This is a genomic window from Streptomyces camelliae (genome assembly GCF_027625935.1).
In the GTDB taxonomy this organism is placed as follows: Bacteria; Actinomycetota; Actinomycetes; order Streptomycetales; family Streptomycetaceae; genus Streptomyces; species Streptomyces camelliae.
This window is the reverse complement of sequence record NZ_CP115300.1, coordinates 3,335,194-3,348,480: the sequence shown is the minus strand read 5'-3', so window position 1 is coordinate 3,348,480 and position 13,287 is coordinate 3,335,194. Positions and strand designations below refer to the sequence as shown.

12 protein-coding genes and 1 pseudogene are annotated in these 13,287 nt (G+C 71.9%); 11 read left to right on the top strand and 2 right to left on the bottom strand.

Translation table 11 applies throughout. The features are described 5' to 3' along the window. Positions 1-88: 88 nt before the first annotated feature. The 3 genes and pseudogenes from O1G22_RS15065 to O1G22_RS15055 all read left to right on the top strand — a co-directional run. Positions 89-187 (top strand): annotated as a pseudogene (locus O1G22_RS15065) (ABC transporter permease); the annotation flags it as partial. Between the two features lie 7 nt (positions 188-194). After that, a complete protein-coding gene (locus O1G22_RS15060; RefSeq protein WP_270081821.1) occupies positions 195-1,172 on the top strand; it encodes an ABC transporter ATP-binding protein in 978 nt (325 codons plus the stop codon). Beyond that, positions 1,162-2,226 carry an ABC transporter ATP-binding protein gene (locus tag O1G22_RS15055; protein ID WP_270081820.1) on the top strand — a complete coding sequence of 355 codons (1,065 nt, stop codon included), beginning with the start codon at positions 1,162-1,164 and terminating at the stop codon, positions 2,224-2,226. Before O1G22_RS15060 ends, O1G22_RS15055 begins: the two co-directional genes overlap by 11 nt. Before the next feature lie 128 nt (positions 2,227-2,354). Here the strand turns inward: O1G22_RS15055 and O1G22_RS15050 are convergent, their stop codons facing one another. Further along, the gene (locus O1G22_RS15050) at positions 2,355-4,475 is read right to left on the bottom strand and encodes a S9 family peptidase (protein WP_270081819.1); all 2,121 of its coding nucleotides are present in this window, start codon (positions 4,473-4,475) and stop codon (positions 2,355-2,357) included. A 164-nt stretch (positions 4,476-4,639) separates the two neighbouring features. On the opposite strand from O1G22_RS15050, the gene O1G22_RS15045 reads away from it, so the two are divergent. From O1G22_RS15045 to O1G22_RS15010, 8 genes are all read left to right on the top strand, one after another. Further along, on the top strand, positions 4,640-4,834 hold the full coding sequence (locus O1G22_RS15045; protein WP_270081818.1) for a hypothetical protein: 195 nt from the start codon (positions 4,640-4,642) through the stop codon (positions 4,832-4,834). A gap of 50 nt (positions 4,835-4,884) precedes the next feature. Beyond that, entirely contained in the window at positions 4,885-5,742 is an 858-nt protein-coding gene (gene mshB / locus O1G22_RS15040; protein ID WP_270081817.1) for an N-acetyl-1-D-myo-inositol-2-amino-2-deoxy-alpha-D-glucopyranoside deacetylase, read from the top strand. Continuing rightward, positions 5,739-6,155, top strand: coding sequence for a DUF6113 family protein (locus O1G22_RS15035; RefSeq protein WP_270081816.1), 417 nt, complete (start codon positions 5,739-5,741; stop codon positions 6,153-6,155). Before mshB ends, O1G22_RS15035 begins: the two co-directional genes overlap by 4 nt. 159 nt (positions 6,156-6,314) lie before the next feature. Further along, the gene (locus O1G22_RS15030) at positions 6,315-8,771 is read left to right on the top strand and encodes a hypothetical protein (RefSeq protein WP_270081815.1); all 2,457 of its coding nucleotides are present in this window, start codon (positions 6,315-6,317) and stop codon (positions 8,769-8,771) included. A gap of 143 nt (positions 8,772-8,914) precedes the next feature. Then, positions 8,915-9,844 (top strand): ABC transporter ATP-binding protein, encoded by a 930-nt coding sequence (locus O1G22_RS15025; protein ID WP_270081814.1) that lies wholly within the window; start codon positions 8,915-8,917, stop codon positions 9,842-9,844. Next, complete coding sequence (locus O1G22_RS15020) at positions 9,841-10,581, top strand: ABC transporter permease (RefSeq protein WP_270081813.1); 741 nt, start codon at positions 9,841-9,843, stop codon at positions 10,579-10,581. The genes O1G22_RS15025 and O1G22_RS15020 overlap by 4 nt, the downstream gene beginning before the upstream one ends. Positions 10,582-10,586: 5 nt before the next feature. Beyond that, positions 10,587-11,771 (top strand): sensor histidine kinase, encoded by a 1,185-nt coding sequence (locus tag O1G22_RS15015; RefSeq protein WP_270086421.1) that lies wholly within the window; start codon positions 10,587-10,589, stop codon positions 11,769-11,771. Continuing rightward, positions 11,768-12,382: a response regulator transcription factor gene (locus O1G22_RS15010; RefSeq protein WP_225098554.1), complete on the top strand. Its 615-nt coding sequence runs from the start codon at positions 11,768-11,770 to the stop codon at positions 12,380-12,382. The genes O1G22_RS15015 and O1G22_RS15010 overlap by 4 nt, the downstream gene beginning before the upstream one ends. 4 nt (positions 12,383-12,386) lie before the next feature. Here O1G22_RS15010 and O1G22_RS15005 read toward each other — a convergent pair whose 3' ends face one another. Beyond that, entirely contained in the window at positions 12,387-13,253 is an 867-nt protein-coding gene (locus O1G22_RS15005; RefSeq protein WP_270081812.1) for a transglutaminase-like domain-containing protein, read from the bottom strand. Between the last annotated feature and the right edge of the window lie 34 nt (positions 13,254-13,287).

The following is a 13,287-nucleotide window of genomic DNA, read 5'->3' as shown; positions in this document are numbered from 1 at the left end:
TGGTGTTCGGGGTGTGGCGTGTGCGGCTTGGAGTGGCGTCGGCCGGGGCGGGTGTTCTGCGGCGGGGCGGGCGGGGTGGGGTGGGTGCGCCCTCCTCTGGCCCTCGGGCGCCCTCGCCGTCACCGTGCTGGCCTTCATCATGCTGGGCGACGCGGTGCGTGATGCCCTTGATCCGAGGTTGAGGTGATCGTGTCGTGCTGCTCGAAGTGCGGGATCTGCGGGTGGAGTTCCGGACGCGGGACGGAGTCGCGCATGCGGTCAACGGGGTGAGCTTCGAGGTGGACGCGGGGGAGACCCTCGCCGTGCTCGGGGAGTCCGGGTCGGGGAAGTCGGTGACCGCGCAGGCTGTCATGGGGATCCTCGACATGCCGCCCGGGAGGATCAGCGGCGGACAGGTCCTCTTCCAGGGGCGGGATCTGCTGACTCTGAAGGAGGAGGAGCGGCGGAAGATCCGGGGCGCCGGGATGGCCATGATCTTCCAGGACGCCCTGTCGGCCCTCAACCCCGTGCTCTCCGTGGGCGACCAGCTCGGCGAGATGTTCGTCGTGCACCGGGGGATGTCGAAGAAGGAGGCGCGGGCCAGGGCCGTCGAGCTGATGGAGCGCGTGCGGATTCCGGGCGCGGCCCAGCGGGTCCGGGACTACCCGCACCAGTTCTCCGGCGGCATGCGCCAGCGCATCATGATCGCCATGGCGCTGGCCCTGGAGCCGGCCCTCGTCATCGCCGACGAACCCACCACCGCCCTGGACGTCACCGTGCAGGCCCAGGTCATGGACCTGCTCGCGGACCTGCAGCGCGAGTACCGCATGGGGCTCATCCTCATCACCCACGACCTCGGCGTCGTCGCGGACGTCGCCGACCGGATCGCCGTGATGTACGCCGGGCGGATCGTGGAGTCCGCACCCGTGCACGACCTCTACAAGGCGCCCGCCCACCCCTACACCCGGTGCCTGCTGGACTCCATCCCGCGCCTCGACCAGAAGGGCCAGGAGCTGTTCGCCATCAAGGGCCTGCCGCCGAACCTGACGCACATCCCGCCCGGCTGCGCCTTCCACCCCCGCTGCCCGATGGCCCAGGACATCTGCCGCACCGACGTACCACCGCTGTACGAGGTGTCCGACGTACGCGGCAGCGCCTGCCACTTCTGGAGGGAGTGCCTGCATGGCCGGTGAGCCGATCCTGGAGGCCGACGGGCTCGTCAAGTACTACCCGCTCACCCGGGGCATCCTCTTCAAGAAGCAGATCGGCGCCGTGAAGGCCGTCGACGGCGTCGACTTCACCCTCGGCAAGGGGGAGACCCTCGGCATCGTGGGCGAGTCGGGGTGCGGCAAGTCCACGATCGCCAAGCTGCTGTGCAGCCTGGAGCGTCCGACGGCCGGACGGATCCGGTTCAAGGGCGAGGACATCACCCGGCTGTCCGGCCGCGCCCTGAAGGCGGTGCGCCGCAACATCCAGATGGTCTTCCAGGACCCGTACACCTCCCTCAACCCCCGGATGACGGTCGGCGACATCGTCGGGGAGCCGTACGACATCCACCCCGAGGCGGCCCCGAAGGGCGACCGGCGCCGCGCGGTGCGGGACCTGCTGGACGTCGTCGGCCTCGACCCGGAGTACGTCAACCGCTATCCCCACCAGTTCTCCGGCGGCCAGCGCCAGCGCATCGGCATCGCACGGGGGCTGGCGCTGCGCCCGGAGGTGATCGTCGCCGACGAGCCGGTGTCCGCGCTGGACGTCTCGGTCCAGGCCCAGGTGATCAACCTGCTGGACCGGCTCCAGTCCGAGTTCGACCTCTCCTACGTCTTCATCGCGCACGACCTGTCGATCGTCCGGCACATCTCCGACCGGGTCGGCGTCATGTACCTCGGGCGGATCATGGAGACCGGGCGGGACACGGAGATCTACGACCACCCCACGCACCCCTACACCCAGGCGCTGCTCTCGGCGGTCCCGGTCCCCGACCCCGCGGCCCGCGACCGGCGCGAGCGGATCATCCTCACCGGAGACGTGCCGTCCCCGACGAACATCCCCTCCGGCTGCCGCTTCCGCACCCGCTGCTGGAAGGCGCAGGAGCGGTGCGTCGTGGAGGTCCCGGCCCTCGCCGTCCCCGCCGTCTTCCGGGACGCCGGCGGTCCCGCCGCGCACGACTCGGCCTGCCACTTCGCCGAGGAGCTGCGGGTGGTTCCGGCGGACGGTGCCGGCAGGGAGAACGGCAGCGGGCCGGGATGACATGGCGCATCCCGGCCCGCTTACGGCACCCGCACGGCCGTACGCTGTTCAGACTCCCGCGTCCGTATATCGGTACGGCTTCCGTGAAGTTGCCTGCGTGTTAACGAAGTTGGTGGCTGTTTGTGCGGTTATGCGAGGCGCAGCGACCGCTTGAGGAAGTCCAGCTGCAGCCGCAGCAGATTCTCGGCGACCGCCTCCTGCGGGGTCATGTGGGTCACCCCGGACAGCGGCAGCACCTCGTGCGGGCGGCCTGCGGCCAGCAGGGCGGAGGAGAGCCGGAGGGAGTGGGCGACCACCACATTGTCGTCTGCCAGCCCATGGATGATCATCATCGGGCGGTGCGGCTCGGCCGGGTCGACCAGGCCCTCGTCGTGCACGACGGAGTTACGGCGGTAGACCTCCGGCTGCTCGCCCGGGTCGCCGAGGTAGCGCTCCTGGTAGTGGGTGTCGTACAGGCGCAGGTCCGTGACCGGGGCCCCGACGACGGCCGCGTGGAAGACGTCCGGGCGGCGCAGCACCGCCAGTGCGGCCAGATAGCCGCCGAAGGACCAGCCCCGGATCGCCACCCGGTCCAGGTCCAGCGGGAAGTCCTCGGCGAGCGCGTGCAGCGCGGCCACCTGGTCCTCCACCACCGTGGCCGCGATCTCGTCCCGGATCGACTTCTCCCAGGCCGGCGAGCGTCCCGGGGTGCCCCGGCCGTCGGCGACGATCACGGCGAAGCCCTGGTCGGCGAACCACTGCGAGGTGAGATGGGCGTTGTGCCCGGCGGTCACCCGCTGTCCGTGCGGACCGCCGTAGGGGTCCAGCAGCACCGGCAGGGGAGTGTCCCCGGGGTAGTCCTGCGGCATAAGCACCGCGCACGGAATTCGGCGTGCGCCCCCCTCGACCAGGGTCACCCGAGGGGAGAAACCGGGATCTTCGGCATATGACCGGACAGTCGCCACCGGTTTCCCGTCACGCAGGACCTGGGTGCTGGTGCCGGGCCGGCCGAGCGTCGCCGACACGAGCACGGTCACGCTCCCGGCCCGTACCGCCGTGTGCACACCGGGCTCCTGGGACACACGTTCCACGCCCAGTTCGTTCACCCGATACACATGAACTTCGCCAATTTCGGCGGCCTCCGCCTCCTCGCCCGCGGAGGCGGAAACCAGTACATCGCCCGCGCCCACGTCCAGCACCGCCCGGATGTGCAACTGACCGCTGGTCAGCGGCCGTTCGCCGACCGCCAGCACCCGGGCCCCGCCCTCGTCCACGATGCGGACAAGGTGCCCGGACGGGCTCCAGCAGGGCACCCCAGCGAAAAGTTCCAGCCAAATCGGATCTTCGTCGGCGTGCACCATCCGGGTGGCCCCGGTGTCCGGATCCACCGCCAGGAACAGCTGACTTCGCTGGTCCCGCGCCTGCACCAGAAGCAGCGGCGCACCTGCCTCTGACCAGTGCACACGCGCCAGATACGGATAGCGGGCCCGGTCCCAGGCAACCTCCTGGCGCTCCCCGTCGAGACCGAGCACGAACAGCCGTACCTCTGCGTTCGGGGTGCCGGCGGCGGGGTACGCGATGTCGACCGGCTCACGTTCCGGGTGGGCCGGATCCGCGATCCACCACCGCTTCACCGGCGTGTCGTCCACACGCGCCACCAGCAGCCGGTGCCCGTCCGGCGACCACCAGAAGCCCCGCGAACGCCCCATCTCCTCGGCCGCGACGAACTCCGCCAGGCCGTAGGTGACCTTCTCCGACTCCGGTTCGGCGAGCGCCCGATCCCGCTCTCCCCCGGCGCTCACGACCCGCAGCGCGCCCTGCGCGACGTACGCGATGTGCGTGCCGTCGGGCGACGGACGCGGGTCGATCACCGGTCCCGGAACCCGGAGTTCACGCGTCGTACCGTCCTGCAGCGCGGCCGTGAAAAGCCGCCCTGACAAGGCGAAAGACGCCAACTCCACGGCCGCGTCGGTGGCGTAGCCGACGATCCCGGCACCGCCCTCACGGCTGCGCTCCCGGCGTGCCCGCTCCTCGGCCGAGAGCTCCTCGGAGGCGCCGCCGAGCAGGGTGCGCGGATCGGCGGCCGGGCGCTCGGTGCCGTCCGGAAGGTCCAGGACCCACAGGGAGTTGGCCCGGTCGGTGCCGGAGCCGGAGCGGAGGAACGCGACACGCGAACCGTCGGGCGCCACGGTGAAAAAACGCGGCGCGCCGAGCGTGAACCGCTGTGTCCGGGCGTGCCGTCGGGGGAAGGAGTCAGCCTCGGTCGTCATACCCTGACCATATTGGCCATGCGCCCCCTTGTGCGGCCGTGCGCCGAGCGATGCGCGAGTACGGATAGTTATGATCACTACCGCTGTGTGGGTATGAACCTGCTGGCGTCTGCGTGGACTTGGGCAAGTGATCCGGATCTGGCGATCTTTGGAGGTGAGCCGCCGTGGCACTCTCGATTTCGGCGGTGGTGCTGCTGGCGATCATCGTCTTCCTGCTGATCAAGAAGTCAGGACTGAAGGGCGGCCACGCGGTCGTCTGCATCCTGCTCGGCTTCTATCTCGCCTCCTCGACCATCGCACCCACGATCAGCCAGCTGACGACGAATGTCGCGAGCATGATCGGCAGCATCAAGTTCTGAGGACGGCCGCTACCGGGTACCCGGGGCGGTGACCTCGTAGGGTGGATCCCATGACGGATATGCCCGCCAAGCGTCTGCTCCTCGTGCACGCGCACCCGGACGACGAGTCGATCAACAACGGCGCGACCATGGCCCGGTACGCGGCCGAGGGTGCCCATGTGACGCTGGTCACGTGCACGCTCGGGGAGCGCGGTGAGGTCATTCCGCCCGAGCTGCGGCATCTGACGGGTGCCGCGCTGGGTATGCACCGGCGCGGTGAGCTGGCCGATGCCGTGCGCGCGCTCGGCGTCAGCGACGCCCGGCTGCTCGGCGGCGCGGGCCGCTACGGCGACTCCGGGATGATGGGCATTGCGGACAACGAGGACCCCGGCTGCTTCTGGCAGGCCGACGTCGACGAGGCCGCCGGGCAGCTCGCCGATGTGATCCTGGAGGTCCGCCCCCAGGTCCTCGTGACGTACGACGACCACGGCGGCTACGGCCACCCGGACCACATCCAGGCCCACCGCGTCGCCATGCGCGCCGTCGAGCTGGCGGAGGAGCGCGGTCACCGCATCGCCAAGGTCTACTGGAACCGCGTCCCACGCTCCGTCGCCGAGGCCGCCTTCGAGCGCCTCCAGGACGAGCTGCCCGCGCTGCCGTTCGACAAGAGCGCCTCCGTGGCCGACGTACCGGGTGTCGTGGCCGACGAGCGGGTCACCACCAGCGTCGACGGCACCGCGTACGCCGCCGCCAAGGCCGACGCGATGCGCGCCCACGTCACCCAGATCGCCGTGGCCGAACCGTACTTCGCGCTCTCCAACGACCTGGCCCAGCCGCTGTTCACCACCGAGTACTACGAGCTGGTGCGCGGTGCGGGCGAGGCGGGGGAGACCGACCTGTTCGCGGGCGTCGAGGAGGCGGTGGCGTGAGCAACAACCAGCCGGGCTCGCTGCTCGCCCAGCCGCTGCAACGCCCCTCCGCCGCACGGATGGCGGCCTACGCCGGCCTCTTCCTCCTCGGGGCCGTCGTCGGCCTCGCCGGGACCCTGCTGCAGGCCGCCTGGTTCCCCGGCGGGCTGCTCCTCGGCTTCGCCGGCGCGGCCGGGACCTTCCTCGGCGGGGCGTACGCCACCGGCGGCCGGGGCGGGGCCGCGGCACCGGTGGCCGGCTGGATCATCGCCGTCATCCTGCTCACCACCTCGCGTCCCGAAGGCGACTTCCTGTTCGCCGCCGGAGGCGCCTCCTATCTCTTCCTGCTGGGCGGCATGGCGCTCGCTGTGATCTGCGCCACCCTTGGCGCCGGGCGGCAACCCGGGGGCGGTCCTGCCCGACTTGGCAAGTGACGTACCACTTCGCCATGCGGCGCACGTGCGAGTCCGGTGTGGGTTTCCGCAGCGGTCATGGGATAAGCGCCAGAAGTGGCCAGTATGGTGGTGCGCGCCGCCGAGCCGTCCGCATGTTCAGGTCGTCACGGGCGGTGGAGCCAACTGGGAGAACCTGCCTTGAGTCGTGAAACTGACACTCCGTCCTCCGGGCCCAACGGGCGCGGCGGAGCCGCATACCCCTCCGGCACGCCGCCGTACGGGACCCCCATGGCTACCGACGACGGTACGGACGCGGGCCGTTCGGGCACGCGACCGGAGGAGAAGAAGACCGAGACCACGCTGACGACCCGGATCCGGATCAACATTCCCGGGTCCCGGCCCATTCCGCCGGTGGTCGTGCGCAAGCCCGTCGGGGAGTCCGACGGCGCCGGGTCCGCCGGCTCCTCCGGATCCACCGGGGACGAGGCGCCCGCCGCCGATCCGCGGCCCGTGCCCGAACAGCGGACGGCCTCTGCCGCCGACACGCCCGCCGAGCCCGCGGCCCAGGCCGAGGAGAAGACGAGCGACTGGTTCGCGCCCCGCAAGTCCTCGGCACCCAAGGGCGGTCCGGGCGGCGGCGGCACGAACGGGGCCGGGAGCCAGGGCGGTTCCAGTGCCGCCGGCGGCGCACCGGGCGCCCGTACGAGTGGTCCGGGTACGACCGGTACCACCGGCGCACGCCCGGGCGGCGGCCGGTCCGGTGGCGGACGTCCGGGCGGTGTGGTCGGCTCCATGAGCGTCCCGGGCGGCTCCCGCTCCGGCACCACGAACGGCCAGGGACTGCCCGGCGCCACCGGCGGCCCCGTCGCCCCCGGGCACGGCGGCGGCACCGGCTCCTTCGACGTCACCGAGGCACTCAACGCCGGCCCGCTGGGCCCCGGCTCCCGCCCCGGCGCGTCCGGCGCGTCCGAACCCAGCCGCGACGACCTGCCGTACTTCTCGGAGAACGGCGGCACGGGCGCCGCGGGTGCGGCCGGTCACGACGGCTTCGGCAACTCCGGCACTCCCGGCGCGAACGGCCAGGGCGGTTACGGCGGCTCGGGTGCCGCGGGCGCCGGCGGGCACGACGGCTTCGGCGGCGCGGGCGCGAGCGGTGCCAACGGGCGCGGCGGCGCCAGCGGCTTCAACGGCCCGAACGGGCGCGGCGGCCACGACGGCTTCGGTGGCCCGGCCGGCCCCACCAGCGGCCCGGTCACCGGCGACGGCACCCTCCTGCCGTCGGCCGGCGGTCCCCGTCCCGACAGCGGCGAACCCTTCGGTGGCGAACCCTTCGGCGGTCCGGCCGGCTTCGACGCCCCCGGGCGCCCCGGCGACCAGGGCACCTCGGCCCCGCGCAGCGCCCTCGCCGACCTGGCCGACCTCGAAGGCCCGGCGGCACCCGGCGCGCCCCTCGGCGGCGGCGCCGGCCTCGGCCCCGGCGGCGGGCTCAGCGACGACACCGCGATCCTCACCCCGCAGAAGCCGGCGCCCGAACCGGGCACGCCCGGCTACCGCCCCGTCGACAACGTCTCCGGACACACCGTCACCAGCGGCATCCCGGTCGTCCCCGGCGCCGGCGGCTCCCCGTTCGGCGGCCCCGGCGGCCCGGCCGCGCCCACGGCACCCAAGCCGGAGCCGGCCGCCGCACCCAAGGCGCAGGCCAAGGCGAAGAAGAAGGGCCGCAGCAAGCTGGTGCTGCTCGGCGCCGGTGTGGTCGTGCTCGCGGGCGGTGCCTACGGCGCCGGACTGCTGATGAACCACACCGACGTGCCCAAGGGCACCACAGTGCTCGGCCTCGACATCGGCGGCGGCACCCGCGACGACGCCGTCAAGAAGCTCGACGACGCCTTCGGCAGCCGGGTGAACAAGCCGCTGAAGCTCACCGTCGACGGCAGGACGGTGACCCTCACCCCAGGCAACGCGGGCCTCCAGTTCGACTTCCAGGCCACCGTGAGCAAGGCCGCGACCAGCGACTACAACCCGGTCCACGTCATCGGCTCACTCTTCGGCCAGAAGCGTGTCATCGCGCCGGAGATGCCGGTGGACGAGGAGAAGCTCCAGGCCGCCCTCCAGCAGGCGGGCGGCGGCTCCGGCCTGTCGACCGACGGCACCATCAAGTTCGAGGCGGGCAAGGCCGTCGCCGTCTACGGCAGGGCGGGCAAGGGCATCGACGCGGCCCAGTCGACCCAGGCGGTCGAACAGGCCTACCGCACCCTGATCGAGACGGGCACCGCGAACCCGGTCGCCGTACCGACGACCACCCGGCAGCCGACGGTGTCGAACGCCGAGGTCGACCGCGAGATGAAGGAGTTCGCGCAGCCGGCGATGTCGGGCAAGGTGACCGTGATGACGGACGCCGCGCACTCGATCCTGATGGGCCCGGAGAAGTCGCTCTGGAAGTTCCTCAGGGTGACGGCCGTCAACGGCAAGCTGGTCGACAAGCCCGACCTGGCCGCCCTGCAGCAGCTGTACGGCAAGACCTTCGACGGCGTCCTCATCACCCGTGGCAACGGCAAGAAGACGCCCGTCACTCCCGAGGACGTCTACGGCGCCCTGCGCCAGGCGCTGATGAGCAAGACCAACCGGGTCGCGGTCATCTCCACCAACCCCAGTTAGTCACGCGGTACACAGGGGGCGCCCAGGTTCCGACGGGCGCCCCCTTCGCCGTCCCTGTCACCCGATCCGCATGACATCTGTCATCCGCCTCTCAGGACCCCCGACACTGCCGGAGGGGCGGGCCGCTCGGCGAGCATGGGGACATGACAACGACTGCGGCACCGGCCACCACCACCCCGGTGGTCGGCTTCGACCAGGTGACCAAGACATACGGCAGTGTGCGGGCGGTGGACGGGCTCTCGCTGAAGCTGTACCCGGGCGAGACCGTCGCCCTCCTCGGCCCGAACGGGGCCGGCAAGTCCACCACCCTCGACCTGCTCCTCGGTCTGAAGAACGCCGACAGCGGCACCGTGAACCTGTTCGGGACCAGTCCCCGCGAGGCCATCGTCGCCGGGCGTGTCGGTGCCATGTTGCAGAGCGGCGGCCTGATGGACGAGGTCACCGTCGCCGAGATGGTGAAGCTGGCCTGCTCGCTGCACCCGAAGCCGTACAAGGCCGCCGACGTGATGGCCCGCGCCGGCATCACGCAGATCGCCGACCGCAAGGTCAACAAGCTCTCCGGCGGCCAGGCCCAGCGCGTCCGGTTCGCCCTCGCCACCGCGGGCGACAGCGACCTGATCATCCTGGACGAGCCGACCACCGGCATGGACGTCTCCGCCCGCCAGGCCTTCTGGGCCACCATGCGCGAACAGGCCGACCAGGGCCGTACCGTCCTGTTCGCCACCCACTACCTCGAAGAGGCCGACGCCATCGCCGACCGGGTCCTCGTGCTGCACCGCGGCCGGCTCCTCGCCGACGGCACCGCCGCCGAGATCAAGGCCAAGGCGGGCGCCCGCCGGATCGCCTTCGACCTGGAGGGCGAGATCGACCACACCGCCCTGCGCGCGCTGCCCTTCCTGACCTCGATCGACGTGTCCGGGCAGACCGTCCGCATCCAGTCGTCCGACGCCGACGCCACCGTCCACGCCCTGTACGGCCTCGGTGTCTACCCCCGCAACCTCGAAGTCGCCGGCCTCGGTCTGGAGCAGGCCTTCGTCGCCATCACGGAGGCCGAGGAGGCCAAGAAGTCATGAACGCCCTGATCAAGCTCGAACTGGCCCGCGCCTTCCGCAACAAGAAGTTCCTGTTCTTCTCGGTGCTCTACCCGGCGATCCTCTTCCTGATCTTCTCCAGCAGCTCCGGCTCGAACCAGAAGGTCGACGGCACCGGCCAGACCGTCGCCACCTACCTGATGGTCTCCATGGCCTCCTTCGGCGCCCTGACCGCCGTGCTGATGGGCAACAGCGAGCGCATCGCCAAGGAGCGCGAGAGCGGCTGGGTACGGCAGCTGCGGCTGACCCCCCTGCCCGGGCGCGGCTACGTCCTTGCCAAGACCGCGAGCGCCGCCGTGGTGAGCCTGCCGTCCATCGTCGTGGTCTTCGCGGCCGCCGCCGTGATCAAGCACGTACGCCTGGACGCCTGGCAGTGGCTCGCGCTCACCGGTGTCATCTGGGCCGGCAGCCTGGTCTTCGCCGCGCTCGGCGTCGCCATCGGCTACGTCGCTTCCGGGGACGCGGTCCGCCCCATCACGATGATCATCTACTTCGGTCTGTCGATCCTCGGCGGCCTGTGGATGCCGAGCACGACCTTCCCGAAGATCCTCCAGGACATCGCGAAGTGGCTGCCCACGCACGCGTACGCTGCTCTCGGGCGGGCGATCGAGCAGAGCCAGGCCCCGCACGCGACGGACATCGCCATCCTCGCCGTCTACTTCGTCCTGTTCGCGGGCGGCGCGGCCTGGCTGTACCGGAAGGACACGCTGAAGGCGTGAGCACCATGACGGAAGACCGGACGGCCGACACCTGGCAGGACACGGCCATGGGCCGGCCGCCCCGCAACCGGCGCGAGCTGAGGGTCAAACTGGTCTGGATCGGCGTCTGGCTGGTCTTCCTCAGCTCGCCGGTCGGCGACCTCGCGAGCGGCCGGCACACCACGGGCGCCACCGTCGCCGGCGCCCTCGGCCTGACGGCGTTCGTCGCCGCCTACCTCTCGCTGGTCTTCCGCCGCATGGGCAAGCCGTTCTCGCCGCGCCTGACCGTCTCGCTGCTCGCGGTCCTCGGCGTGCTCGCTCCCGTGCTGGCCTACAGCCTGGGCAGGGACTGGCTCGGCCTGTTCGTCTACGTCTCGGTGGCCTGCGGGGCGACCCTGCCCGTCCGGGCGACCTACTGGGCGATCCCGGCGACCGGCGGGGTCATGTATCTCGTGGGACTGCACTCCGACGAGAAGGAGGCCCGCGGACTGCTGCTCCTGGTGGTCCTCATCGGGTTCGCGATGACGGGCGTGGGCCAACTCGTCCGTACGACCATCGAGTTGCGCAAGGCGCGGGCCACCGTCGCCCATCTCGCCGCCAACGAGGAGCGGCTGCGCCTCGCCCGCGATCTGCACGATCTGCTCGGCCACTCCCTCTCCCTGATCACGCTGAAGAGCGAGCTGGCCGGCCGGATGCTGCCCGACCACCCCGACAAGGCGGCCCAGCAGGTCGCCGACATCGAGCAGGTCAGCCGGCAGGCGCTGGTCGACGTACGGGAGGCGGTCACCGGCTACCGGCGGCCGAGGCTCGCCGCCGAACTCGCCGGTACCGAGGTCGCCCTGACCGCCGCCGGCATCACCCCCGACGTGCCCGCCGATCCCGACCTCAACGGTGTCCCGGAGGAGTCCGAGTCCGCGCTCGCCTGGGCGCTGCGCGAGGCGGTCACCAACGTGGTCCGGCACAGCGGCGCCGACCGGTGCCTCGTCCGGCTCACCCACCGCCAGACCCTGGACGGCCCGGTCCTCGAACTCACCGTCGAGGACGACGGATCCGGCGGTGTCGGCAGCGTCCCGGGCAACGGTCTGACCGGCCTGACGGAGCGGCTGGAGAAGGCCGGCGGCAGCCTGGAGGCGAGCTGGATCAAGCACGGATTCCGCCTGGTCGCCCGCGTCCCCACGGCCCCCGCGGGGGACGTAGGATCCGGGGCATGACGAGCCCGATCAAGGTCCTGCTGGCCGAGGACCAGTCCATGGTCCGTGAGGCGCTGGCCGCGCTGCTCGGTCTGGAGGACGACATCGAGGTCGTCGCCCAGGTCGCGCGCGGGGACCAGGTGCTGGCCGCCGTCGGCGCGCACGGCGTGGACGTGGCTCTGCTCGACATCGAGATGCCCGGCTGCACCGGCATCGAGGCGGCCGCCCAGGTGCACCGGGAGTTTCCGCAGGTCAAGCTGGTTGTCCTGACCACCTTCGGCCGCCCCGGCTATCTGCGCAGCGCCATGGAGGCGGGCGCGGACGCCTTCCTCGTCAAGGACGCCCCGGCCGCCCAGCTCGCCGAGGCGATCCGCAAGGTGCTCTCCGGCGAGCGGGTCATCGACCCCACCCTCGCCGCCGCCGCGCTCGCCGAGGGCGCCAACCCGCTCACCGAACGCGAACGCGAGGTGCTCCGCGCGGCGGCCGACGGCGCGACCAACGCCGAACTGGCCAAGGCCCTCCACCTCTCCCAGGGCACGGTCCGCAACTACCTCTCCACGGCCATCCAGAAGCTGGCGGTGCGCAACCGGGCGGAGGCGGTGCGGACGGCGCGGGAGAAGGGGTGGCTCTGAGAGGTCAGTTGAGCATCGCCCGTGCTGTCCGTGCCTGTTGCCGCACCTTGTGGGCGGTCGACTCGTCGACGACCTCGATCAGGTCGGCGTAGGCGTCCAGTTCCTCCGCACCGGTCACGAACTCGCCGCGTTGCACGAGCAGTTGGCCCCGCTCGTAGCGCAGCCGCGCCGGATGCGACGGCACCAGCAGGGCCAGCTCCACGGCCGACAGCGCCACGTCCGACCGCTCGGGCCGGGCGGTGGCCCAGGCGCGGATGTTGTTGAGGATCCGCTGGACGACCTCCAGCGGCGGCGCGGGTTCCAGCATCCCGGGATCCAGCGGCGCCCCCGTGGCCCCCACCACCAGCAGCTCCGCGTCGGTCCCGGTCAGCACCCGCCCGCCCTCGAACGGATCGGCCAGCACCTGCTCCTCGGCGGTGCCGAACCCGACCACGAAGTGCCCCGGCAGCGCGACCCCGTACACCGGGGCGCCCGCCCGCCGGGCGACCTCCAGCCACACCACCGACAGCAGGATCGGCAGCCCGCGCCGGCGCCGCAGCACCTCGTGCAGCAGGGACGACTCCAGCCGCTGGTAGTCGCCGGGCGTCCCGTGGAACCCGTAGCGCCCGCCCAGCAGCCGTCGTACGGCCTCCGCCCACGCGCGCGGCCCGCCCGGCCGGTACGGCAGCTCGCCCGCCAGCCGGTCCAGCTCCAGCTGCGCCACGTCGATCCCGGCCTCGTCCAGCTCCCCGTCCGCCGTGGCCCCGATCAGCAGACACAACGCCGCCAGATCCGGCCGCTCGGCCCGCGCCTCCTCGGCGAACCTGCGGCGCAGCTCGGCCGCCCGCTCCGGCGAGGGCGGATGCGGCGGCGGCAGATGCGGGTGACGCATGACTGACTCATGCCCTTCCACGACAGTTTCCCAG